This window comes from Seonamhaeicola sp. ABD4_175, assembly GCF_056160885.1.
In genome coordinates this window covers 215,404-239,940 of sequence record NZ_JBSWYC010000003.1, presented here as the reverse complement: position 1 = coordinate 239,940, position 24,537 = coordinate 215,404, and the positions used below count along the sequence as shown (strand labels likewise).

21 protein-coding genes are annotated in these 24,537 nt (G+C 31.3%); all 21 read right to left on the bottom strand.

Annotated features, from left to right (window positions below; all coding sequences use genetic code 11):
• Nucleotides 1-3 precede the first annotated feature (3 nt).
• Entirely contained in the window at nucleotides 4-483 is a 480-nt protein-coding gene (locus ACXAG4_RS10865) for a CIA30 family protein (protein ID WP_475296113.1), read from the bottom strand.
• Between the two features lie 52 nt (nucleotides 484-535).
• Nucleotides 536-1,216, bottom strand: a complete 681-nt coding sequence (locus ACXAG4_RS10860; RefSeq protein WP_475296112.1) for an SDR family NAD(P)-dependent oxidoreductase — start codon at nucleotides 1,214-1,216, stop codon at nucleotides 536-538.
• 3 nt (nucleotides 1,217-1,219) lie between these two features.
• Nucleotides 1,220-1,486 carry a TIGR03643 family protein gene (locus ACXAG4_RS10855; RefSeq protein WP_475296111.1) on the bottom strand — a complete coding sequence of 89 codons (267 nt, stop codon included), beginning with the start codon at nucleotides 1,484-1,486 and terminating at the stop codon, nucleotides 1,220-1,222.
• Entirely contained in the window at nucleotides 1,476-1,901 is a 426-nt protein-coding gene (locus tag ACXAG4_RS10850; protein WP_475296110.1) for a hypothetical protein, read from the bottom strand. The genes ACXAG4_RS10855 and ACXAG4_RS10850 overlap by 11 nt, the downstream gene beginning before the upstream one ends.
• Nucleotides 1,901-3,391, bottom strand: coding sequence for a cryptochrome/deoxyribodipyrimidine photo-lyase family protein (locus ACXAG4_RS10845; protein ID WP_475296109.1), 1,491 nt, complete (start codon nucleotides 3,389-3,391; stop codon nucleotides 1,901-1,903). The genes ACXAG4_RS10850 and ACXAG4_RS10845 overlap by 1 nt, the downstream gene beginning before the upstream one ends.
• Complete coding sequence (locus tag ACXAG4_RS10840) at nucleotides 3,392-4,897, bottom strand: cryptochrome/photolyase family protein (RefSeq protein WP_475296108.1); 1,506 nt, start codon at nucleotides 4,895-4,897, stop codon at nucleotides 3,392-3,394. It lies immediately after the preceding gene.
• A gap of 2 nt (nucleotides 4,898-4,899) precedes the next feature.
• Nucleotides 4,900-6,204, bottom strand: coding sequence for a DASH family cryptochrome (locus ACXAG4_RS10835; RefSeq protein ID WP_475296107.1), 1,305 nt, complete (start codon nucleotides 6,202-6,204; stop codon nucleotides 4,900-4,902).
• On the bottom strand, nucleotides 6,180-6,323 hold the full coding sequence (locus ACXAG4_RS10830) for a DUF2256 domain-containing protein (RefSeq protein WP_147130484.1): 144 nt from the start codon (nucleotides 6,321-6,323) through the stop codon (nucleotides 6,180-6,182). Before ACXAG4_RS10830 ends, ACXAG4_RS10835 begins: the two co-directional genes overlap by 25 nt.
• Complete coding sequence (locus ACXAG4_RS10825) at nucleotides 6,313-7,737, bottom strand: SDR family oxidoreductase (protein WP_475296106.1); 1,425 nt, start codon at nucleotides 7,735-7,737, stop codon at nucleotides 6,313-6,315. Before ACXAG4_RS10825 ends, ACXAG4_RS10830 begins: the two co-directional genes overlap by 11 nt.
• On the bottom strand, nucleotides 7,738-8,370 hold the full coding sequence (locus tag ACXAG4_RS10820; RefSeq protein ID WP_475296105.1) for a flavin reductase family protein: 633 nt from the start codon (nucleotides 8,368-8,370) through the stop codon (nucleotides 7,738-7,740).
• Complete coding sequence (locus ACXAG4_RS10815) at nucleotides 8,367-9,680, bottom strand: ABC1 kinase family protein (protein WP_475296104.1); 1,314 nt, start codon at nucleotides 9,678-9,680, stop codon at nucleotides 8,367-8,369. The genes ACXAG4_RS10820 and ACXAG4_RS10815 overlap by 4 nt, the downstream gene beginning before the upstream one ends.
• Nucleotides 9,680-10,333: a TetR family transcriptional regulator C-terminal domain-containing protein gene (locus tag ACXAG4_RS10810; RefSeq protein ID WP_475296103.1), complete on the bottom strand. Its 654-nt coding sequence runs from the start codon at nucleotides 10,331-10,333 to the stop codon at nucleotides 9,680-9,682. The genes ACXAG4_RS10815 and ACXAG4_RS10810 overlap by 1 nt, the downstream gene beginning before the upstream one ends.
• Before the next feature lie 245 nt (nucleotides 10,334-10,578).
• A complete protein-coding gene (locus tag ACXAG4_RS10805) occupies nucleotides 10,579-13,242 on the bottom strand; it encodes a prolyl oligopeptidase family serine peptidase (protein WP_475296102.1) in 2,664 nt (887 codons plus the stop codon).
• Nucleotides 13,243-13,565: 323 nt separating this feature from the next.
• A complete protein-coding gene (locus tag ACXAG4_RS10800) occupies nucleotides 13,566-14,540 on the bottom strand; it encodes a type I phosphomannose isomerase catalytic subunit (RefSeq protein ID WP_475296101.1) in 975 nt (324 codons plus the stop codon).
• Nucleotides 14,518-17,133, bottom strand: coding sequence for a glycoside hydrolase family 2 protein (locus ACXAG4_RS10795; RefSeq protein WP_475296100.1), 2,616 nt, complete (start codon nucleotides 17,131-17,133; stop codon nucleotides 14,518-14,520). Before ACXAG4_RS10795 ends, ACXAG4_RS10800 begins: the two co-directional genes overlap by 23 nt.
• A gap of 72 nt (nucleotides 17,134-17,205) precedes the next feature.
• Nucleotides 17,206-17,994 (bottom strand): T9SS type A sorting domain-containing protein, encoded by a 789-nt coding sequence (locus ACXAG4_RS10790; RefSeq protein ID WP_475296099.1) that lies wholly within the window; start codon nucleotides 17,992-17,994, stop codon nucleotides 17,206-17,208.
• 118 nt (nucleotides 17,995-18,112) lie between these two features.
• Nucleotides 18,113-18,958, bottom strand: a complete 846-nt coding sequence (locus ACXAG4_RS10785; protein WP_475296098.1) for a sialate O-acetylesterase — start codon at nucleotides 18,956-18,958, stop codon at nucleotides 18,113-18,115.
• Nucleotides 18,958-20,256 carry a sugar porter family MFS transporter gene (locus tag ACXAG4_RS10780; protein ID WP_475296097.1) on the bottom strand — a complete coding sequence of 433 codons (1,299 nt, stop codon included), beginning with the start codon at nucleotides 20,254-20,256 and terminating at the stop codon, nucleotides 18,958-18,960. Before ACXAG4_RS10780 ends, ACXAG4_RS10785 begins: the two co-directional genes overlap by 1 nt.
• Before the next feature lie 14 nt (nucleotides 20,257-20,270).
• The gene (locus ACXAG4_RS10775; RefSeq protein ID WP_475296096.1) at nucleotides 20,271-21,866 is read right to left on the bottom strand and encodes a sodium:solute symporter; all 1,596 of its coding nucleotides are present in this window, start codon (nucleotides 21,864-21,866) and stop codon (nucleotides 20,271-20,273) included.
• Between the two features lie 13 nt (nucleotides 21,867-21,879).
• Entirely contained in the window at nucleotides 21,880-23,451 is a 1,572-nt protein-coding gene (locus ACXAG4_RS10770; RefSeq protein ID WP_475296095.1) for a hypothetical protein, read from the bottom strand.
• Complete coding sequence (locus ACXAG4_RS10765; RefSeq protein ID WP_475296094.1) at nucleotides 23,448-24,497, bottom strand: glycoside hydrolase family 130 protein; 1,050 nt, start codon at nucleotides 24,495-24,497, stop codon at nucleotides 23,448-23,450. Before ACXAG4_RS10765 ends, ACXAG4_RS10770 begins: the two co-directional genes overlap by 4 nt.
• Between the last annotated feature and the right edge of the window lie 40 nt (nucleotides 24,498-24,537).

Genomic DNA, 24,537 nt, shown 5'->3' with positions numbered 1-24,537 from the left:
AGATTATTTTATTAAGATTGTATCTATAATAAGTTTAAAACTTTCATCTTTTTTATTTCCTATTAAAAATGCCATTTCTTCAATTTTATTAAATGAAAAGTTAGGAAAACTAAGCTTTTTACCTCTTAACGATGGATAAAAATCATTGAGAGACAAGGTTATTTCTTCCCATTTGTTTGAGGTTTGAAAAGTATGAATATACCAATAATTTTGTTGCGCGTTAGATTTTATTCTAAACTGATATTTTTTTCCGTCACCTTTAACTTTTAAAACTATTTTAGAATGACTTTTATCAAAATTGATGGATTCTGTATGTCTTGTCATAGCAAAACCTCCATTATTTTTGGTAGAAACATCTCCAGAAAATAAAGCATGACCATCACTAGTTAAACTCATAGAAGAATTTGATAGCCCTCCCATAACAACATCATTAGTAATATTCCATGATTCTATAGGGTATGAATTTGAAAAATCTGCTATCATAACATGTGTTTGTATAATTAATAAATTTAAAAGATAAAGGAACATCATATTATTATAACTTTAAACTAACAATACCTGCGTCTATTGGGAAAACTTGTCCTGAGATAGCTGCAGATGCATCTGATAACAAATAGTCTGCTAAACTCGCAACATCAGTAGGTTGTAAAAAGGTTTTTAATGGATGTCTATTCTCCATGTTTTCTTTTTGTTTGTCGTTTCTTAATAGTTTGTCTGCTAATGATGTTTCTGTAACAGTAGGTGCAATACAATTAAAACGTACCTTGGTAGCAAATTCTCCTGCCAGTGATTTTGTTAAACCTTCTACGGCAGATTTACTTGCTGCAACACTTGCATGAAAAGGCATTCCTAACTTAGTAGCCACCGTACTAAACAATACTACACTACCGTTGTTATTCTTTAAATTATTAACATATTTTTGAATAACCTTAACAGCTCCTAAAACATTAATCTCAAAATCAGCTCTAAAATCATCTAAACTTAATCGGTTAATAGGTTTTAAATTAATACTACCTGGACAATACACTAATCCATTAATTGTCGATTCTATTTCTGGCAGCTCATCCTCTAAAACATTTACGTTGTAATTGGTAACATTAGCATGTGATATTGCTGCTGTTCTACTAATGTTAATAACCTTATGAGTATCTTTTAAGCTATTTATAATGGCAGCCCCAATACCTTTACTTCCTCCTACTACTATAATTGTTTTCATATTTTATCTTTTAGATATTTTATTATTAGATATATTTCTTTGTCTTGAACATTTAAAACGACCTTTTATAAATGCTCTTTTAGCTTCATGTTTTGTAGCTCTACCTTGAACTCTTTTGCGCCACATTCTAAAACTAGAGGGCTTCATTTCTCTTCGCATTAAGTTAATAACCTCCTGCTCTTTTAAACCAAATTGAAACTGAATAGCATCAAAAGTGGTTCTATCTTCCCAAGCCATTTCAATAATTCTATCAATTTGTCTATCCGTCATAATAATCTAGATTTAAATATTCATTTTTATAATCAATCATTTTTGAAATGAATTTTTTATTCTCTGAATAATTCTTGTTTTTTAAAAATTTTATGAAACTTCCTTCGGCATGAATGCTGAAAAACGAAGCATTGTAAACTACTAATTTGTGGTAAGGAATACACCAAGAAAAACGCTCTAGCCTGTTAGTAAAATGAACTAAAATACCTTTTGGACGCATTTCTATATTTCCGTAATTTAATTCTGAAAATTGAACTTTATTTGATTTTAATTTCTGACTTACTTCAGCAATAATAAAACGACTAGAACCTACACCATTCAGTTTAACTTTATTTAGTAATGAGAATGGTTTACCTAGAAATTCTCTACTGTAAACTAGAAAATCTTCGTTTGTATATGTAGTATTAAATATCATTATTCATCTCTTAACATTCTACTTCTATTATCAATCGTATGTTTTTTTAAAATTCTATAGCTTTCTCTTCGTACTTCAGGATCTTTTTTCATATTCCATAAAATATCACTAGCACGTTTTCTATTCTCTTTAATATCTACAATTGGAGCTGGATAATCTTCCCCTATAATGCAATTATTAAATTGTTGCTCTAAAGGAGTCAATAAATAGGGTTCATGAATAAACGGAACTGGTAAATGAGCTAATTCAGGCACCCATTTTTTTATGAAAACAGCATCAGGATCATGCTCTTGTCCATTTTTAACAGGATTGTAAATTCGTAAATTATTAATACCTGTTTCACCTGCTTGCATCTGCAATTGTGGAAAATGAATACCAGGTTCAAAATCAAGAAATAAACGTGATAAATGATGGGTTGCCTCTTGCCATGGTTGCCATAAAATATGTGTAAAAAAAGATACTAACATAGCGCGCATTCTAAAATTTATATAACCTGTTTGTGCTAAACAACGCATAGAAGCATCTACTAAAGGAAAACCTGTATATCCTGTTTCCCAAGCAGTTTTATATGTTTCTGATATAGATTTTTTTAGCTTATGATATCCCTTATTAACACTTGCATTTTCCATAGTACACTCCATTTCGAACTTTTGAATGAAGTGCGCTTGCCATCGTAATCGAGATATAAAAGCGCTTAAGTGTCTTTTATTTTTTGATTGACCTTTAACTTCTTTGGCTTTTTGAAATACGGTTCTAATAGATACATTTCCCCAAGCTATATATGGTGATAATCTACTACAACTACTTCTAGACGCTTCTGGTTTAGATATATGAAACATATATTTTTCATATCGTTCATTAAAAAAAGAATCTGCATACTTCCAAGCCATTTTTGTTCCGCCATATTGAAAATTTACGTCTTTTTCTGTTGATAAATCTGTAATATGAAAATACTTACTTATGTTTTGGATTTCATCAATACTGATAAAGTTTTCTGAAGAAGCTTCAAAAGGGATTTGTGGTAAATACATGTAACTCTCCCACTTATCAAACCAATCTTCTCTATTTAATAAACCTCTTAATACACCATTATTTATATTTTCTATCCATTCAATAGAATTGTTTCTACAATATCTAGCGAATTCTTTATCTCTATTAAAAGTAACTTGTAATCCTGTTTCTTGATGAGAAAATACTTGTGTTACATCAAAATTGGTAAGCAACTGATTAAAAATGGCAAAAATTTCCCCAGTTGCACAAAAAACTTGCGTGTTATAGTGTTTTAAATCTTCGTTTAAATCTTGAATAGATTGTTTTATAAAGTTCCAATGACGCTCACTGTAATGTGCATCTTGGAGTAGTAAGTTTTCGAAAACAAACATAAAAAGCACTCTGTTTCCTGACTGTAAAGCATTATATATTGCTTCATTATCATGTAAACGCAAATCTCGTTTTAACCAAACAACAGATATGTTTTCTTTTTTACTCATTTATAATAAATTAAGCTGTGTTTCTTTTGTAGGATTTTCTAATTGTTCAAAAAACATAGCAGCGTTTTTAAAATGAGTTTCTCTTTTAGAATTATCCATTTTATCTAAATTGGACAATAACATATTTAAACGTGGATTTTTACTCAAAAAACTTCTGTTTTTATCCATAAAATTCCAAAATAAACCATCCCAAATTTGCTGCCATTCTCCGTTAGGATAGTCACTCATTTTTTTTATATAATTACTACTACTTATATAGGGTTTTGTAGACATTAAACCACCGTCTGCAAACAAAGTCATACCATATACATTGGGTACCATAACCCAATCATACGCATCAATAAACAACTCCATAAACCATTTGTAAACCTCATCAGGGTCAAACTCACACAACAACATAAAGTTTCCTAAAATCATTAAACGTTCTATGTGATGCGCATATCCTGTTTTTAATAGTTTTTTAATTGTAGTATCTATAGGATCAATACCCGTTGTTCCGGTATAAAATGAAGCTGGTATTTTTCTAGTATGATTCCAAAAATTCTTTGTACGTTCTTCGGTACCCTTTACTTCATAAACACCTCTTATAAATTCTCTCCACCCCAAAATTTGTCTAACAAAACCTTCTAAAGAATTAATAGGAATGTCATTTTTAGCAGCAAAATCTATAGCCTCTTCAATTACATATAAAGGCGATAATAATCCAACATTAATTAAAGGAGATAGAATACTGTGATTTAAAAAATGTTCTTTTTTTACAATAGCATCTTCATAAGCACCAAAATCATGAAAACGTACCTTAAAAAAATCTTGTAACCAATCTTCGGATTCTTTGAAAGTTGTAGGATAGTACTGGATTAAATCTACCTCACCTATATTATTTTTAAAGTTGGCATTTACATAATCTACTGCTTCTTTAAAATGTTTATTAACCTTCGGATACGTAATAGTTGGAGGTGTTTTATCTTTTGGATATTTTTTTCTGTTATCTGCATCAAAAGTCCATTTACCACCAACGGGTTCACCGTTTGTGACTAAAATATTTCTATCTGTACGTTGATTTTTATAAAATGACGTTTGAAAAAATTTCTTTTTGTTGGGTTTGAAAAATGAACTTAATTCTTCTTTAGAATTTATAAATAACGGATTTTCATAATACTGAATTGATATTTGCTCTGAAAAAGTATTTATTCTTTTCTCCAGCCAATTATCAGTAGGGTTTATTATATGAACTGTTGTTATCTCTTCATCAATAAAAAAAGAAAATAACTTTCTAACATCACTTCTTTTGTCTGAAGCTTTTACATAGGTAACTTTGAAACCTTTGTCTGCTAAAAAGCTTTCATAAAATTTCATACTTGCTCTATGGAAAGCTACTTTTTGTTTATGAAAATTATATTGACTAAAAAACAAGTATTCTTCTACTAAAAACACAGGTGTTTTTGAAGGTAAAAACTCAGTATTTTTAAATAATTGATGCGGAAATATAACAGTAACTTCATTCATAACTAAAAAAGTGTTGGTTGTAACCACATACGTTGAAAAGCACCTTTGGCATCATACCTTTCTGCCTGTAGCTGAACATTAAACTTTCTATCTCTTGGATCATTCCCTACACCTGCTACATATTGCCAATTTCCGTAGTTACTGTGTACATCATAATCTATTAACATACTCTCAAAATATGCAGCTCCAATTCGCCAATCTAAAAGCAATTCTTTAGCAAAATAAGATGCTACATTTTGCCTTCCTCTATTACTCATCCAGCCAGTTAATTTTAACTCTATCATATTAGCGTTTACAAATGGCTCTTGAGTTTCTCCGTTAATCCAACGATCTATTTGAGCTTGACTTTCTTTCCAATCATAGTGTATGTTTTTTAAACCACTAAATTTAAACAGCTTATTTTGGTGTTTTAAAGCAATAAACTTGAAATAATCTCTCCAAATAAGCTCAAAAATCATCCAGTAAGTAGATTGATTTCCTCCAAATTCATTTTCAAACTCTCTAACTTTCCAGTAAATGGTTTTTGCTGAGATGCTTCCGTTTGCTAGCCATGATGAAAATTTAGAACTATAATCTGTTCCAATAAGTCCGTTTCTTGTTTTCTTATAAAAAGCTAGCTTTTTAGTATTAAAAAAATAATCATTTAACCTTTGTAACGCGGCTGTTTCTCCTCCTTTAAAAGGAAAAGCAGTATTTACAGGAAGTTCAAATGAATCAAAGCCTAATGTTTTTAAAGATGGTACTTTAGATTCAGGAACTGATACTTTTGTTTCTTTTTTAGGGAGAAGTGAGAACCTTGATCTTACTTCTGATAATTTTTCAACCTTTTTTCTAAATATTGTAAAAACCTCTGGTAGTTTTCTGATAGAAAATGGCACATCATCTGGATGAAATAAAAACTGATCATAAAAACTATGAGTTGTTACATTTTTTGGCAAGTTTTTTAATACAGCATCTATTTGTTTGTTTTCTTCACTAGTAAACTCTTTCTGAAAAAAGAGGGCGCTTGCGTTGTATTCTAAACATACACTTGTAACCACCTGTTGCGGACACCCATAGTAAATAGAAAAAGGAACATTTAAAGATTGTAAGTTTTTTTGAAGATCTATAACCGATTCTCTTAAAAACTGTGCTCTATATTTTTCAATTTTTTTAAATCCAAACTGTGTTTTTGTAAATAATTCCTCATCAAAACAATACACTGCAATTACTTGCTCGTAATTAGCACAAGCCTGATATAAAGCTTCATTATCTTGAACACGTAAATTAGTGGTAAACCATACTATGGCTGTTTTGTTTTGCTGCATTTTTTACTACAATATTTTACATTTTCCCAGTCTCGCTCCCATTTTTTTCGCCATGTAAATGGTCGTTCGCAAACAGGACATATTTTACTGGGTAAATGTTGTTTTTTTCTACTTGTCATTGGTTACTAAAGCCTTTATCATACCATTAAAAACAAAAGCATGAAACGGCAACACCGAGAACCAATACAGGCGCCCCCAAATACCTTTGGGTCTAAAAACGGCACGTTGAAATAATTGGTTTTTAACTATTTTGAATTCTAACCAAGCCTCACCAGGCAGTTTCATTTCGGCAAATAACAATAGGCGTTTTTCTTCTTTGTCGGCTAATAAAACACGCCAAAAATCTACTGGATCACCAGGTTCTAAATAAGTATTATGCGTTCTGCCACGTCTTAAACCAACACCACCAAACAATTTATCTATATACCCTCTTATACGCCAAAGCCAATTGAAACTGTACCAACCGTTTTCTCCGCCAATAGACCAGATTTTGTTTAATGTAAAAGTTTCATCGTTAACGGGTACAGAACGTAAATCTTTAAAACATCCGTATTGCGGTATTTGTATATGTTTACTTAATTGTGAATTAAAAACACCACTACTCATGGCGTCTTTCCAACTTGAAATTACAGCATTTTGTTCTATTTTTTGAAATGCTAAAGACACTGCTTTTTTATAAGTAATAGGAAAAACACCTAAAATTTGGTTGATATTGCTTGGTTTTGCAACTACTTCAACTTTCATACTATCTACCAACGCTTTTGCCAAATTAAACGATGTTGACGTTACAAAATACAACCAGTAAGACGACATTTTGGGTGATAAAACAGGCAACGTTATTATATAGCGTTTAAAACCTCTAACGCTTGCAAACTGCAATAGCATTTGTTTATAAGTTAAAATTTCTGGTCCGCAAATATCAAAAGACTTGTTAAGCACTTTAGGGTTTAACAACGCACGCTCTAAAAACAATAATACATCTCTAACAGCAAGTGGTTGTGTTTTTGTGTTAAGCCACTTAGGTGTTATCATTATTGGTAATTTTTCAACGATGTCTCTTATAATTTCAAATGAAGCACTACCACTACCCACAATTATACCTGCTCTAAACGTGGTTAAAGCATAATTATTAGAATGTAGAGTATTTTCAACTTGTAATCTAGATTTTAAGTGTGTTGATAAGCTTTTATCATTAACAATACCGCTTAAATAAATAACCTGCTTACAATGCGTTTTATTAACTAGAGCCTTAAAATTTTGAGCACATTTATGTTCTAGATTTTCAAAATTACTGGCAGTTGTTGCCATAGAATGTATGAGGTAATATGCGGCATCAATATCTTTTGGTAAATCTGGTAAATTATCGTTTAAGAAATCTACTTTTATAAATTCAACTTGGTCTTTAAATTCAATTTCATCGGGTATTCTATTTAAATCACGCACACAACATACCAACTCATGCCCGCTTTCAATTAATTTTAAAGCAAGCCTTTTGGCAATGTAACCGGTTGTTCCTGTGATTAAAATTTTCATTTATAACTTATTTTCTAAACTTTTGGGTCTTTGGTATTCAAAACGGGTTTTTAATTCTGGAATAGCATATGCATCTAAACCATTAATTGTTGCCGTTTTTGCTTTTGAAAGATTTAAAAAACCATCAGCTTCAAGCATATCATCATTCACATAAAAACACTGTATTTCACCAACCACCAAAATGGTGTTGTTAGCTTTAATATGATATTCTTCAACATACTTTAAGCCAATTTGTACAGATGATTCATTTACAAAAGGTGCTTTAAATTCATTTTTATAAACGGGTGTTAAACCAGTAATTTCAAACTCAGACACATCTTTAGGATACTTTGCCGATGTATGATGAGCACTTTCAATAAAGGCTTCATTTATGTGATTTATAGTATAAAAACCCGTTTCTTTAATGTTTTCATAGGTATTTCTTGGCACGGTGTTAGGGCGTAAAATAAACCCCAATAGTGGCGGATTAGAGCCCAAATGAATTACAGAACTAAATACTGCCACGTTTTCTTTACAACTGTTTGAAATGCTTCCTATTAAATTTGCAGATTTGTAACCCGATAAACTATTCATTAGGTTAATTCTGTAAATTTTATCAAAACCCTTTATATCTTCGGTATTAAAAAAAATCATGCGTATGTTTTGAAATTATTTATAATTACGTTGGTTGCTTTTAAATCGTGCATTAAATTATACAAGCCAAAAAATGTTCTATTTATATAAATGAAATGCTTTGAACCGCGGTTGCCATTCATATTTCTTAGCTCTGTGTTTTTAGAATATTTAGTACCTAATTCTGTTATTTTTCCGAAGAATGTTTCATCTGAAAAATCAAATACCTCATTATTAAAAGGTTCAGTAAATAAGCTTAACATTTCATGAAACATTTCTTTGAAAAATGTGAGCTCTTCTTTGCTGTCATCTGTTCTTAAAATTTCTAACTCGTAAAGCTTTTGTTCAAAAAGGTCTGGGTTTGAAATATTTTCTTTTTTAGCCAACTCAAAATATGGCACATAAAACTCTTCTGGTACCTCTTTCATACAGCCAAAATCTAAAACTATTAATTGATTGTCTTTAGAAATCATGAAATTTCCTGGATGCGGATCTGCGTGTACTTTTTTGAGTACGTGCATTTGGTACATGTAAAAATCCCATAAGGCTTGCCCAAGTTTATTGGCTACTTCTTTGTTGGTATTTTGTTTTGTGAATTCTGATAGATGAATGCCATTCATCCAATCCATTGTAATAATTCTATCAGAAGACAAATCTTCATAATAATTTGGAAACTGTAAATTTGGTATATGCTTGCATGCATCAACAATAGCCTGACTTTGTGCCACCTCTAACACATAATTTGTTTCTTCAATTAATTTATTTTCAACTTCTTTAAAGTACTTATCGCTGTCTTTACCACGAATATTAAACATTTTAATAGCTATGGGTTTAACCAAAGCCAAATCTGTAGAAATACTTTCTGCAACACCAGGATATTGAATTTTAACTGCATATTTTTTACCATTTTTTTCTGCAATGTGAACTTGCCCAATACTTGCGCCACTAACTGCGTTTAAGTTAAAGGTGTCAAACAATTCATTTGGGTTTTTACCAAAGTATTTTTTGAAGGTTTTTTTTACTAAAGGAGCCGATAATGGTGGCACTGAAAACTGCGATAATGAAAATTGCTCAACATACGCTTGTGGTAAAATACCTTTTTCCATACTAAGCATTTGGGCAACTTTTAAGGCACTACCTTTAAGCTGTTTTAAGCCATCATAAATATCTTCAGCATTGTCTTTATTTAATTGTTCTTTAGCTTCATCTTCACCATTAACCAATTTACTACCGTAATATTTAAGGTAGTTTACACCAACCTTTGCTCCTGTTTGCACAAGCTTTGAAGCACGTTGTATTTTTGATGTTGGAATATTATCTATTGTTTTCATTAGTTTTTCATTTTTTCTTTAAATAGAAATTTACCTAAATCAATTACACTTTTAACAGGTGTAATATTTATGATATCAAAACTGGCATTTACTGATTTTTCAATAAACAAATCTGTTTTTTCAAAGCCAGCAGAACTATCATCTAACCAAAACTTAATAGTTAAAACCAATTGTAACCAAGCAGTTTCACTTAATGCTTTGTTTTGAATTTTTTCTAAACGCTCTTGCTTTACATCTAACTTTTCTATGTTTAAACCATCAATAAACTTTGTAAAACCGTACTTTAAACCTTTCAAGCTTTTCATGACTTCTAATTTGTTTTTTTGTTGGTTTAAAGCATACACTACGTAACTACGGTTGGCCGTAAGAATTTCGAAAAACGTGTAATAAAAACTTAAAAGCTGATTTCTGGCATCAAAACTTTCAAACTCATCACTTTTATGAAGTAAACCTAAAGTGTTTTCAAAAAAAACGGTGAATATTTCATTTTTTATGGTTTCAAATGAAGTAAAACTTTGATAAAACAATGCTTCATCAAAATTGTTGTTTTTACTGAATTTGTATACAGATTTTGGGTCTTCGTTGTGCTCTAAAACATAATCCATATACATGGAAATGATGTCTGTTTTTGTAATATTTTTTTTCTTTGCCATGATAAAACTTAATAGGTTAAAAAGGTAATCTACTTCAAAGATACAATATTTTGTTTAACTTATTTTTATTTTAGTTAAACAAAAATTATTTAGGCATAAGAAAATGTTATGGTTGCTTGATTTTGAAGTAGTGCTTGAGGATACATTACACTAAGTAACTTTAGTTTTAAACATAAAAAATCCCCACTTTAAGAATGAGGATTTATAATAATTTCACAAATATAATTACATTGAAACACAGGAAATTATTCTTTTATTATTCTAATTCCTGTGTAATTACTTTTTGTTAAGTATTCCGTACTATTTACATCAAAATAATCATAGGCGCTGTATCCGTAAATGCCATTGCTGTAAAATTCTGCTACATTACCACCTAAATCATAAATTTCAGCATTACCTATTTTAACAGCTTTAAAACTTCCTACGGGCTTTAATAATGACACTTTAACATCGTTTAATTTTTCTTGTAATTTTTCATAATCGCTTGGTATTAATTTATAACCCGCCCAATAGTTTATAATATTTTCTTTTGAAGCCACTTTTACGGCATGTTTATGTAAAGCTTTAGCTTCTTTTTTATTGGGTAATCTGTAAACATTTCCGGTTAAATTTGATAGCCACGTAATGTAATTTTTAGCTGTTTCTAAATTTACAACCGCTGGATAATTTTCATGACCAACTGCAAAAGTATGATTTTGTTTAAATGCTTTTAACTGGGCATTAGTTACTTCAAAACGACCAATGGACGTTGAATCTTTTTTAATGCTAACTGTTTCAGGGATTAATTTATTATCTTTTAATTCACCATATAAACCATTTTGAGATTTTACAGTTTGAAGCTTTAAAATATCACCCAAAGGACTTTCTTTTTTAAATGCTTCATTTTTAGTTTTAGGCTTCTTAAGTAAATAGGTTTCTATCCAAGTAATTTCTTCTTTCATTTTACGTAACTGATGCGTAATTTTACCTAAACCGTGTGGCTGATTAGGAAACCAAAGAAAACGCACTGGTGCTTTACCAACTTGTTGTAAGCCTCTGTAATACTCCCAACCTTGGTCTCTAGGCACTGCTCTATCTGCACTACCGTGAAATATTATGGTTGGTGTTTTAATTTTTTCAATTTCAAATAACGGTGATTTAAGTATGTAGTTTTCATTGTAAATTTTGCCATTAACATCATCCCAGGGTGCTCCACCAAAATAATGCTGATCAAAACTTACACCAAACCTACACGTTCCGTAATCTGATGTCCAGTTAACATCACCCGCGCCCGGAGCTGCTACTTTAAACATATCTGGATATTTTACCGTAAGCATGGTACTAAGTATAGCACCATTAGACCAGCCCATTGTTCCTAATTTATTTTTATCTATTTTACCAGCAGTGTGCAATACTTCTATACCTTTAATAATATCATCCATTTCTGGTACATAATAATTTTCTTTTATGCTCTCTACATGCGACAGCCCGTGGTTTGACGAGCCGTGATAATTAGGTTTTAAAACAAACATGCCTTTTTGGGCTAATAAATTAGGATAAGTGCTCCAACGTTCAGACCACGAATCTAAATCTTGACTTGCTGGCCCACCATGAATAGAAAGCATTAACGGATATTTTTTACCTTCAACATAGTTTTCAGGATAATAAAGAATACCTGTAACTTCTTCATCGTTATAGCCCTTCCAAACCATAACTTCACTTTTGGTAATGTGCTTTTTTAGTAAATTTTTATTCAACTTAACTAATTCTGCTTCATTTAAAATTTTATGTTCTTTTATATCTGAAATAAGAAAACTTGGTAATTTTGATGCTGTTGAATAGGTATAAACCATTTTTGAACCATCAATAGAAACTGCATTTACAGATACGTGATCATTCTTTTCATTTAAATCAATTTTTTTCTTTGTCCAAAAGTTATCATTCTTTTTATAGTATGCTAAACGTCTTGTTGCTTTATTTGCTAGAGAAACTATAACATCATTACCAACAACATTATAACCGCCTGCATGACCTAAACTCCAATCTAAATTTACTTTAGTGTGCGTCATGGTTTCTAAATTGAAATAATACAACTCATTAATTCCTGCGCCATTATATTTTGGGTTAGAACCATAGGCCGAAGAAAAATAAAAGCCTTTGGAATTATTGGTAAACTGAAAGCTATATGTTGGATATTCAAATTCTGCAAGTATTTTTTCAACCTTACCTGTTTCTAGGTTTTTTAAATACTGGAACGGATCTTTTTGCGCATCTGAAGCATAAGCAATATTACGCTGCATACCATAAATTAACCATTTTCCATTTTTAGATACTTTATAACTTGTTAGCGGTTTTTTATTAAATGTAAGCTTGCTTGTAGTTTTATTTTCAAGATTAAATGCATAAACGTGGTTAGGTTTCCAGCTTAAGGTATCTTCAACAATAATTACGTCATCTTTACTTTTTTCATTGGTAATTTCTTGCAACGTTTTTCCATCATTAGATTGAAATAATAATGTTTCATCATCTTTCCATTGTAAATTAGAAATTCCGTTTTTAAATTCTTTTACTTCTTGAGCTTCTCCTCCATAAATACTTAATTTCCAAAGTTTTTTGCCTTTATCTCTAGTTGATAAAAAATAGATATATTCCCCATCTTTTGAAAAAATTGGGCTGTAATTATTGTCTTTACCATTGGTTAATTGAATGGTTTTAAAAGCATCATTTTTCTTAATATCTAGTCTTGTTAAATAGATATCAGACACAAAATGGTCTTTTTCTTTAACGGCTTTCTTCTTTGTCCATACTACCATAGTATTATCTGGTGATATAGAAACAGAACGCATGTATTGAGTGTTTATAATATCTTCGGGCGTCCAAAGTGATGAATCTTTAGCGTTTTGACTGTAACTAAATTTAACCGAAGCCATCAATAAAAAGATGAGATAAAAATTTTTAATACGCATTTTATAAAAAACTGTAAGATTAATAAAGGATTTAATTGTTTTATGTAATTTGGTTAAATTACAAATAACTTTAGTAATTAAATAGGCTATTATAAGTTTTATGGATATAATAATTCTACTATAAAATTTATTTGAATTATTTATAAATCTGGTTTTAAAACATAAATAATTGACGTATTGTAACTTTCTGTGATAGCTTTATAGTGAAAGCTTGAGTAAAACAAAAAAATCCCCACTTAAAAAAGTGAGGATTTTTTCAGTTTATATTTTTCCTAAAAACAAATTAACTATAAATAAACCTCTAAAATTTTGGCGTTGTTTCCTTTTAAAATAACTTGACATATACTTGCTGGTAGTAAAACCGTTTCACCTTTATTTACGTTAAATTCATCTTCATTATAATTTAAACTAAAATTACCTTCAACACATATAAAAATCACAAATGAATCTAAAGTATTATAATCTAACTTTAACTCATTGGTTAATTCAATTATATTAGTTTTAAAGTAAGGTGAATGCACTAACTTTGCTGGTTTATTTTGAATGGTATTGTAATTTGTTTTGTAATTATTACATGCATTAAAATCAATAGCGTTTAATGCTAATTGCGTGTGTAACTCTCTTTGTTTTCCTGTTTTTTTATCTACACGTTCATAATCATAAATTCTATAAGTAATATCAGACGTTTGTTGTATTTCTGCCAAAACTGTACCAGCTCCTATAGCATGTACTCTACCGGTTGGTATGTAAAACACATCTCCTGTTTCAATTTTTTCTGTATTTAGAACATCTAATATTGTTCGGTTTTGTAGTGCTAAAATGTATTCATCTTTAGTAATTTGTTTATTAAATCCAACTATTAATTCGGCATCTTCTTCACAATCCATTATATACCACATTTCATTTTTTCCAAAGGAGTTATGACGCTCTTTTGCCAACTCATTATTTGGGTGTACCTGAATAGAAAGTGGTGTTTTAGCATCAATAAATTTTATTAAAACAGGGAAATTATCTTTAAACGTTTTATAAACTTTATTTCCAACAATACTGCCTTTATAAGTTTGCAGAAGCTTTTTTAATGTTTGCCCCTTTAATGGGCCATTTGCTACTATTGAAACGTCTCCCTTAACACCTGAAACCTCCCAACTTTCTCCTATATTGGTTTTATTTGAATTCTTTTTAAAAGTTGATGTTAATTTTTCTCCTCCCCAAATTCTTTCTTTTAAAATGGGTTCAAATTTAATTGGATATAATTGCTTCATTTGAGTTTTTGTAGGTATTAATTAATGTTATTATTTTTAAACTACTTTTAAATTTTTCAACATCAATTTTCTTATTAGAATTGAAATTGATGTGATATGCTTTATTTGGAATGATATCAAAATAATTATTTGAAAATTGCCCTAGTTCATCTGTAGTTAAGCGTACACTTTTAGCTAAGGTATTGGCTTTAAATTCAATTGTAATATTATTGCCTTCAACTTTTAAAACTGTAAAATCAATTTTAGGTTCTGGTAAATTTAAGTTTTTAGGTGTTTCAAAATAATGAATACTCTCATCAAAAACGTTATAATTATTTCCTATTAATTCGGCAATTATAAACGTTTTGTTTTTTTCTTCTTCGGAAACTAATGCGCTAATGTCTTTACTTAAATAAACTTTACTTGTATTTGCCTTAATGGTTACAGCCTGTGTAACTGTTTTAATCACTTTCCCTTCAAAATCTAAAACACGTAATTTAAGATATGCTTTTTTGTCTTTTACTTCATCTGAAACAATATGCACTTCTAATTTCTCTTTGTTCTCATAAAACATTACTTTAACTGCCTTATATAAATCTTTTACTTTGTAGTGAGCTGCTTTCCAATTACCATAATAATCAATGGTAGACCATGAGGCCACTGGCCAGCAGTCATTTATTTGCCAATATAAAGACCCCATACAATAAGGCATGTTTCGCCTATGTGCTTCAATAGCTATTTGCATGCCTCTTGCTTGTAATAACTGACTAACATATAAAAACGCCTCAAAATTCTTTGGTTTTTTATATAGCGGTTTCATGTAATACTCTATATTTTTATTGCCTATTGGGTGACGTTGATGGGATTTCATAACTTCTGAATACACATCCCAATCTTGTGGTTCTGTAAATTTTTCTACTGAACTAAACTCCGGAAATGACTGAAATCCGTATTCAGACATGAAACGCGGAATGTATTCATTAAAAGTTGAAAACGGTTCTTGCTGCCCCCAAACGCCCCAATAATGATAATCTCCCGATGTTAATGTGGCATCTTCTCCTCTTGCTGAAGTTGGTGATGACGCCCAATAGAATGTATCACTATCAAATTCTTCAACTACCTTGGGTAAAATTTTATGGAAAACATCGGTATACCCTTTCCATATCTTATCTACTACTTCTTTCCCTTGGCTGTTAAGAATCTCAGGAATCCACCCCCAATTTTTCCATGCGGTTAAATTTTCATTATTACCACACCAAAGTGCAATACTTGTATGATTTCTTAATCTTTTAACATTATAAATAGCCTCTTCTTTAACGCTAGTTAAAAACGCTTCATCTCCAGGGTACATGGCACATGCAAACATAAAATCTTGCCAAACTAGAATACCGTATTTATCGCATAGATTATAAAAAATCTCTTTTTCATAAATACCACCACCCCACACGCGTATCATGTTATAATTGGCATCTACCATATTTTTTATAATTGTTTCATAATCTGTTACCGTTACTCTTGTTAAAAATACATCTTGAGGAATGTAATTAGCCCCTTTCATAAAAACTGGTCTTCCGTTTAATTCAAAATAGAAGCTTTCTCCATATTCATCTTTATTTTGAACAACTTTTAATGTTTTGATACCAATATTCCGCTCTTCAAAAGACACAATTTTACTTTTGTGTTTTAACTCAACTTCAACGTTATACAACTTTTGGTTTCCTAGTCCATTTGTCCACCATAATTCAGGGCTTTCAATTGTGAAAGGAATTTCAATTTTGTTAAAACCTAAATTTAAGTTTATTTGTTTCTTTATATGTAAGTTTTGGTCAACCTTAATGTTTAAAATAGCATTAATTTTTTCTGTAGACTCAATTTCTAATTCTGCTGCTAAAAAAGCTTTCTTGTTTGTTAAACTTTCTTGTTTTATATAAACATCTCTTATAATGGCTTTGTTCCAAGACCGCAAATCAATATCTTTCCATATACCACTTGTAACGAGCCTTGGCCCCCAATCCCATCCAAAATGATACCCGGGTTTTCTACTAAATACGGCTACTTGTTTTTTGCCTAAGCCTCCATTTACTGACTGGTCATTTACCGCATTAGGCAAGTTATAACCTAAAGATTTGCGTTTTTCTAAACCTTTTTTTATTGGTGATTGAAACACTATTTTTAAATGATTTTCTCCTAATTTTAAATACGGTTTAACGTTTACTTTATACTCTAAAAACATATTATCTGTTTTTAATAACAAAGCGTTATTTAAATATATACTGGCATAAGTATCTAAACCATTAAATATTATTTCAAGGTTTTCATTATTTAGGGTAGCTTTATTTACTTCAAATTTTGTTTTGTATTCCCAGTTGTTTTTATCTATCCATTGTAAATCTTTTTCATTAATTCTGTAAAAAGGATCTGCTATAATCTTGTTTTCTAGCAAATTTGTATGCACAGTACCTGGCACACTGGCTTTTAACCAACTAGTATCTTTTTCTGTTTTAAATAGCCAATTATTATTTAAGCTTTTATGCGTACTTTTTATCGTTTTACACGAGGTTACTAGCCATAAACTGATAATAACTGTTGCAAAATGGATATATATTTTTTTCATAAAAAACTTTAAAATTACAAAAGCACTACACCAAAAGTTTTGTGCAGTGCTCTTAAACAAAACTAAAACTAACTATTTTTTTATAAACTTTTTAACACTTACCTCACCATTAGTATTTTGAATAGACAAAAAATATAACCCTGGTTTTATTGAAGATACATTGGTTACGTTGTTAGTAAATGTTTTTATTAAATTTCCTGATGTATTGTAAATTGTTCCTTTAATAAATTGAGTATTATTAACAAATAAATTATCTGTAACCGGATTTGGATAAATATTTAAATAAGTTAAAGAATTTTCCTTTACACTAAGTGCATTGTTATTAACTATAATATCATCAAAATACCAGACTTCACCTCCATCATTATCATTAACATTAAAAAAGAAAGTAAATTTATCATATGTAGCGGTATTAACATCTACTCCAGCTAGTGGTGAAAAATTAAGTGTAATTTTCTGCCAATTTGCATTTGCTGTTGGTGTTGCATAGGCCTCTGCCACACCACCAACGCCATCAAGCTCTAATTTAGAATACATTTGCGTACCAGAGGGTGCAATTATGCTAAACTCTAAATTGCTTAAATCTTTTAAATTTAAAGGTGTATTTATTATTACAACTGAAGCATTAGACCATGCATTTCCTTCAGGAATAGTGTATTTACCTACTGTAGCCGATGTGTTTATGCCTGTGGTATTAGGGTTAGCCACCACTTCTGGTGTGCCATTCCATGCTAAATGTTGATATTCTGAAGGGTTTTCAAAATCCACAACTGTTGTTTGAGAAAGTACTGTTGCCGTAATAAACAAACTTCCTAATAATAAACATAGTGATTTTTTAATTTGTGTAATTTTTTTACTCATAATTCAATGTATTAAGATTAATTGGATTTAGTAAAATTAACACTCAAAAAGAATATTCTATTCCTGTATTTTATTGATTACTTACTATTTAATGAAGTAATTAATTAGCCATAAACCACTAATTTTTAAGTTCAAGCATTTTTAAGGCATAACGTTTACCCAACGCTCTAACACCTTTAGAATTAAAATGTACATTGTCTTCTCTCACATCACAACCTTTAGACGAAATTATGTGAGAGGTTGGAATAACATTAGGCAATGTATTTATTATTGGATTCATACTGGCACAAAGTCCATTTTGATCTTCATGTACTAACTCACCAGCCAATAATGGTACCTCATCCGCTTTAAGATTTAGATCTTTTAGTATATTATTATAAACTGCCTTAACATATTGGGGCCAATTTTTATCATCTTTATTTGTTTCTCCTTGATGTAAAAGTATGCCTTTTATAACGCCATCTTTTTGAGCCAGTTTAGCCAGTTCTATAAAGTGTCTATACGGATTGCCACCGTAATCATTTATTTTCTTTTGAAACCAATCTTCTGGATAAGTTTTGGTGTAATTTTTATAAATTTCTTTATCAAACAATCTAATATCACTACCGCCAACAGCCACATTTATTACACCTATTTTAATACTATCTGGTAAATGTTTTACCATGGTTTTTCCAAAATAGTCGGCAGGAGATAATCCTGTATAGCATTGACTTAACGGTGGTGAAGCAGGATACCAAATATTCTTCTTTCTCAATAAATTATCACAATCTAGAGACTGAAGTACCAAAAACCTACTATTCTCTATTCTGTCTTGTTCTTCTATTTGAGCAGATCCTTCCATATTAGATTGCCCGAAACATAGATAAATATGAAAATTTGGATCTTGAGCTTTTGCTTTTATAGAATAGCTCGTAATGATTACTAAAATCAAAACGGAATAGGTAGTTTTTAAGGTTCTGAACATTATATTTTATTTAAAAGTTTTTTAGCTAAGGTTTCGAGTTCAACACCTTTAGTTTCTGGCATTAAGAATATTACAAAAAGTAATTGCAATACCATCATAAAAGCAAAAAACGCAAATACAGTTCCTGCTCCTACACTGGTTATTAAAACAGGAACTAAAGATGGTATTATGGCAGCCAATATCCAGTGTACTGACGAGCCAAATGCTTGTCCGCTTGCTCTTAGTTTATTGGGGAATATTTCAGAAATAAATACCCAAATAACTGCTCCTTGCCCAATAGCATGTGAGGCTATAAACAAAAACAAAAATCCGGGTACTGCCATTCCTTCCCAATTAAGAAAAAATGCCACTGCAACCATACCCAAAGAGATTATATACCCAAAAGAACCAATGTACATTAAAGTTTTTCTACCAAACTTATCAATCATGGTAACTCCTATAATGGTAAAAACAAGATTGGTAACTCCAATTCCAATACTACTTAATAGTGCTGCTTCTTCAAAAATTCTTGGAGCATAATATAAAAACGCATTAATTCCAGAAAATTGATTAAAAAATGCAATAAGAAATGCTAAAATTAAAGGTAATCTGTACTTTTTTAGAAAAATACTTTCATTTCTTTCTTCAGCTTTATCATCATTGCTTTCTGTAACAAAGTCATTGATATTGCCATTTGGATTGACCACTTGGAATATTTCCTTAGCCTCTTCAACTCTATTTTGAGATAACAACCACCTTGGGCTTTTGGGTATTGTAAAGGCTAAAATTGTATATAATAACGCGGGAATCGCTTCTACCCCAATCATCCACCTCCAAGCATTAAATGTAATTGAACTTAGTAAATAGTTAGACAAAAAAGCCATTAATATTCCCAGCACAATATTAAATTGATAAAGTGACACTAAACGACCTCTATCTTTTGCTGGTGCAATTTCTGAAACATAAGCTGGCGCTGCAACCGTAGATGCTCCAACACCCAACCCCCCTAAAAACCTAAAGAATGCAAAAGTATACGGGTCATTTACCAAAGCGGAACCTAAAGCCGAAACAAAGTAAAAAACGCCAATCCAAACCAGTGTTTTTTTTCTTCCAAGCTTATTTGTGGGTAGACTACCAAAAATAGCTCCAACAACAGTTCCCCATAAAGCCATAGCCATAACTACAGAGCCATGAAATGCATTCGAAGAATTCCAAAGCGCTTGCAATTCCTTATCTGCACCAGATATTACTACAGTATCAAACCCGAACAAAAATCCGGCCAAAGCCGCTGTAATAGACCAAGAAAGAATTTTATTCATTATTTAGAATAAGGTTATTGGTAGATGTATAAAACTAAAAAGCAGAAGAGAATGAGGATCACAGACCATACTCTAAAATTCTTATAGAATGGTACGCCTATTAAAGCTTTAGATTCTTCTTGATATATCTTTTTAGTCCAAATTAGCTCTTCAATTTCAGTTTTGTTATCAGGTTTAGATAACAAACTAACCACGATGATTATAACCGCACTAAACAAAAAGTAAAACGGTACTTTTAATAAAAAGTGAATATCTCCTAAAAGCTCATAATTAAAGGCTACTTTGGCAACAACCGTAACTACGGCAGCAAAGGCACCACCTATAAGTCCCCAGAATGCCCCGTGCTTGTTAATACGTTTCCAAAAAACACCTAAAAAGAAGACCGCCACTACAGGAGGCGCTATATACGTTAGCATTTCTTGATAGTATTTTAGCAGTGAATCAAATTTTGAAACAAAAGGCACCCATAATACGGCCAAAACCAATACAATAACTGAAACAATTTTACCAACATAAACTTGTTCTTTTTGAGATGTTTCCTTTTTCATTTTGGTATAAAAATCCATTGTAAACAAGGTCGCAACAGAATTCAAAAGTGCACTAAGCGTAGACGTTAAAGCTGCAACCATAGCTGCTAACATTAGTCCCAACAAACCTGTTGGCATAAGTTCTATTACCAACTTTGGATATACCATATCATTCTTTGGTAGTCCAGGAAATAAATGCTTCCCTATTACAGCAGGAAAAATGATGATAAAAATAAGTGACACCGTTAAAAATCCTACTAACAAGATACCTTTTCTACCATGGTCTATAGATTTTGCAGTAAGTACGCGTTGCACTAAAACTTGATTATTTCCCCAGAAGTAGAACCCTAAAATTGGAATTCCAACAATCATTCCTAACCACGGTACTGAGGCATCATCTAGTGGCCTAATTAATTTCATCATATAATCACCGTCAAGAAGTAAACTCTTTAGATAGTCTAAACCACCATTGTTCATGGCTAAAAATGTTAAGATAAATGTGCCTCCTAATAATAAAATGCCTTGTATTAAATCTACTTTTATTGCAGCAGAAAGCCCTCCTGGAATGGTATAAGCTGCCACTATTAATGCAAAAATTATAGATAAAGACATTATTGACATTGAGGGAAATACCAATTTCATTAATAATGATGCGGCATATAATGCACCTGCAGCATCAAGAAATGTAGACCCCATTAAAGTGATAAAGGAAAAATAATACCTAGAACGTTTATCAAAACGCTTTTCTAAAAATTCTGGAATGGTAAAAATGCCCGATTTAATGTAAAACGGTAAAAAGAACATGGCAAAAAACACCATGACCAATACAGATATTAAATCGTAGTTGAACACGGCAATTCCCGTGGAATAGGCATCACCACTTTTACCAATTAAAGTTGTACTAGAAATACTTGCTGCAAATAAGGAAAAACCAATAATTGGCCAAGTCATGTTTCTTCCTGCTAAAAAATAATCACTGGTAGAATCACTCCCTTTTTTAGACGCTTTAATTCCAAACCAAACTATGAATATAAAGTATACAACAAGTACCGTTACATCTACAATTCCTAAATTATATTCCATAAATTTCCTTTTATTATTTAAGTTCTATTGAACTAATAAACACTACACTATTTTCTTTTAAGCTTAACTTAAAACCTTCAGGTTTAAAATCTACACGCCTTGTTACTACAGGAAAACCTTCTGCATTTACAGGTCTGTTATCCTCTGAATATTCATATAGAAACAGCTCTTTCTTATGCCATTCTAAATCTGATTTAATTTCAATTGCTTTTGAAGTACTTGATTGATTTACAAAAGCCATAGAAAGTACATCTTTCTTTACAGAAGCAACGGCTCTAATACTATCATTCTTTTTTGAAAAATCAGGTTTAAAAATCTCAGAACCTGGTGAGAATGTATTACATAACAACGTCCATGTATAAGACCAAGGCCTTGGTGTTTTATCAGCTTTTAAATCACCAAATTCTTCTGCTAAAATATTCCACATGCCCCACTTTTTTAGTTGATTTTTTTCTCCTAAATCTCCAACTGTATGCATGGAATCATCTAAATCCCAAGCAATGGCACCACCTACCTCAGCAAGCATACTTTGTATTGCTGCATCGGCCATATCTACACCATAGAAATAATCATATACAAACATAGAAGAGTCATCTGGTCCTGCATATGGATCTTCTTCACCTCGTTTTCTGTTTTCATCTTTTAAAGCGCCACTGTATTTCATACCCAACTCACCTAAAACCATTGGTTTTTTAGTTTTGTTTATTTCTGAAGTAAAAGGTTGCAGATATGAGATGAAGTTGCCTGTTCTTATTAAATCCTGATCTGCATAAATATGAAAATCATATAAGCCCGTAATAGTATCTAAATCGGTTACAGTTGAGTATACCCAATCATGCGCTTTCTTTGGATGTTTTGGATGATCCCACTGGGTTACAGCATCAGGTCCTGAAAGTGTTACATACTTATCTAATCCAGTTGTTTCAAGCTCCTTTGCTAGTAATCTATAGCCTGTTTGCCATTGCTCCCAATCGCCATCAGTTGATGCCCAATAACCATTAGGTTCATTTACCAAGTTATAGTACTTAATACAAGTATATCCTTTTTCAATTATTAAATGATTTAAATATTTAGTAATCATTTTTATCCATCTAGGATCATCTGCTCTTTCAATTTCTGGAATAGATTCATCTAAATTCCATAAGCCTGGAGCACCCCATTCACCAAATAAAACTTGAATATTGCGTTTCTGGCAATAATCTAACAGTTTATAAAGGCTTTTTACCTCTTGGGTATTGAAATCTAAAATTGGATGTCCACTTTTATCTAACCCTTTATAGTATCTCCATGTTGAGACATCCATTACCCTAATAATATGCGGATTAACAAAATCTAGTCGTTTATAAAGTTCTTCCCACTTGTCATCGGTCATTAGGAATCCCCATTCTGCCTCGTTAGAGTCTGCATGCGGATACGCAGACCACTGCACACCATGACCAATAAAAGGAAAATTAAGTTTCCCAGATTCTCTAAACGAGATGGTTACATCTACCTCTTTATGTTTTTTATTTACACAATAGGTTAGTGTAAGCCCCAATATTATTAAAGCGCCATACGCTAGAAAATGAATACCTTTTTTTATCATTTTGATTTTTTCAATTCGTCAAGTAATTCATTAATGTTACATGTAGCCAGACCAATATATTTATCTGCTGCTCCATAATATACATAAAGTGTGTCATCAATAATCATATTACCTGTAGGGAAAACACAGCCTTTATAATACCCTTCAATTTCATAATCATGTTCTGGCTCCATAATCCAGTCTTCTAATCTACCAATAACTTTTGTTGGGTCTTCTAAATCTAAAAGTGCTGCTCCAGCGCGGTAATATCCTAATCCGCCATTTTCAACACCATGATAAATTATTAACCAACCATCTTTAGTTTTTAAAGGAGGTGTGCTTCCCCCAACCTTTTCTTCCCAAGTACCTTCTCTTCCTGCTATTAACATTGTACTTTCTTCTTCCCAAACCATTAAGTCATCTGAAAAACGAATCCAAATTGCTGGTTTGTTAGTACCATATGCCTCACCTATCCACTCTTTTGGTCTGTGCAACATGGCAAATTTGCCATTAATTTTTTCAGGAAATAAAATTACATCTCTATCATCTAAATTAGACGTGGTTATTCTTCCTAAACGTTTATAATTTTTAAAATCTTTAGTAATTGCTAATCCAGAGTTTGCAATGTTCTTTTTGTATACTAGCGGTGTATCTTCACCAGATTCTGGTAATAAAATAACATCGTGGGCAAACTTCCAGTATTGTCCTGGAGGAAAGGGCCTGTAGGCGTAGGTTATGTAATATTCGTTTCCAAATTTTACAATTCTTGGATCTTCAACTCCGCCCATATCAGGCCCATCAACACTAGGTGAAAATATAGGGTCATTAGACATTCTCTCAAAATTCACTCCATCGGTACTTTCAGCTAAGCCAAATCTTATGTAGTGCTCTTCATCATCACCAGCAGCTCTGTAAAGCATTGTAAATTTCCCATCTTCATACCAAACTCCGGGATTACATACTACAATGTTTTCCCAATGATTATTTGGATTTGGACTAAAAATTGGATTTTTTTCGTGCTTTTCTAAACGTATAACACCTACTTGCTGTTTTTCAATAGTTTTCATTCTATTTTATTTTTTTAATTACTTTGTTATGTTTTTAGTG

Coding starts and splice junctions, on each gene's coding strand:
- ACXAG4_RS10865 (WP_475296113.1), bottom strand. CDS start 483: ATGATAGCAGATTTTTCAAATTCATACCCTATAGAATCATGGAATATT.
- ACXAG4_RS10860 (WP_475296112.1), bottom strand. CDS start 1,216: ATGAAAACAATTATAGTAGTAGGAGGAAGTAAAGGTATTGGGGCTGCC.
- ACXAG4_RS10855 (WP_475296111.1), bottom strand. CDS start 1,486: ATGACGGATAGACAAATTGATAGAATTATTGAAATGGCTTGGGAAGAT.
- ACXAG4_RS10850 (WP_475296110.1), bottom strand. CDS start 1,901: ATGATATTTAATACTACATATACAAACGAAGATTTTCTAGTTTACAGT.
- ACXAG4_RS10845 (WP_475296109.1), bottom strand. CDS start 3,391: ATGAGTAAAAAAGAAAACATATCTGTTGTTTGGTTAAAACGAGATTTG.
- ACXAG4_RS10840 (WP_475296108.1), bottom strand. CDS start 4,897: ATGAATGAAGTTACTGTTATATTTCCGCATCAATTATTTAAAAATACT.
- ACXAG4_RS10835 (WP_475296107.1), bottom strand. CDS start 6,204: ATGCAGCAAAACAAAACAGCCATAGTATGGTTTACCACTAATTTACGT.
- ACXAG4_RS10830 (WP_147130484.1), bottom strand. CDS start 6,323: ATGACAAGTAGAAAAAAACAACATTTACCCAGTAAAATATGTCCTGTT.
- ACXAG4_RS10825 (WP_475296106.1), bottom strand. CDS start 7,737: ATGAAAATTTTAATCACAGGAACAACCGGTTACATTGCCAAAAGGCTT.
- ACXAG4_RS10820 (WP_475296105.1), bottom strand. CDS start 8,370: ATGATTTTTTTTAATACCGAAGATATAAAGGGTTTTGATAAAATTTAC.
- ACXAG4_RS10815 (WP_475296104.1), bottom strand. CDS start 9,680: ATGAAAACAATAGATAATATTCCAACATCAAAAATACAACGTGCTTCA.
- ACXAG4_RS10810 (WP_475296103.1), bottom strand. CDS start 10,333: ATGGCAAAGAAAAAAAATATTACAAAAACAGACATCATTTCCATGTAT.
- ACXAG4_RS10805 (WP_475296102.1), bottom strand. CDS start 13,242: ATGGCTTCGGTTAAATTTAGTTACAGTCAAAACGCTAAAGATTCATCA.
- ACXAG4_RS10800 (WP_475296101.1), bottom strand. CDS start 14,540: ATGAAGCAATTATATCCAATTAAATTTGAACCCATTTTAAAAGAAAGA.
- ACXAG4_RS10795 (WP_475296100.1), bottom strand. CDS start 17,133: ATGAAAAAAATATATATCCATTTTGCAACAGTTATTATCAGTTTATGG.
- ACXAG4_RS10790 (WP_475296099.1), bottom strand. CDS start 17,994: ATGAGTAAAAAAATTACACAAATTAAAAAATCACTATGTTTATTATTA.
- ACXAG4_RS10785 (WP_475296098.1), bottom strand. CDS start 18,958: ATGTTCAGAACCTTAAAAACTACCTATTCCGTTTTGATTTTAGTAATC.
- ACXAG4_RS10780 (WP_475296097.1), bottom strand. CDS start 20,256: ATGAATAAAATTCTTTCTTGGTCTATTACAGCGGCTTTGGCCGGATTT.
- ACXAG4_RS10775 (WP_475296096.1), bottom strand. CDS start 21,866: ATGGAATATAATTTAGGAATTGTAGATGTAACGGTACTTGTTGTATAC.
- ACXAG4_RS10770 (WP_475296095.1), bottom strand. CDS start 23,451: ATGATAAAAAAAGGTATTCATTTTCTAGCGTATGGCGCTTTAATAATA.
- ACXAG4_RS10765 (WP_475296094.1), bottom strand. CDS start 24,497: ATGAAAACTATTGAAAAACAGCAAGTAGGTGTTATACGTTTAGAAAAG.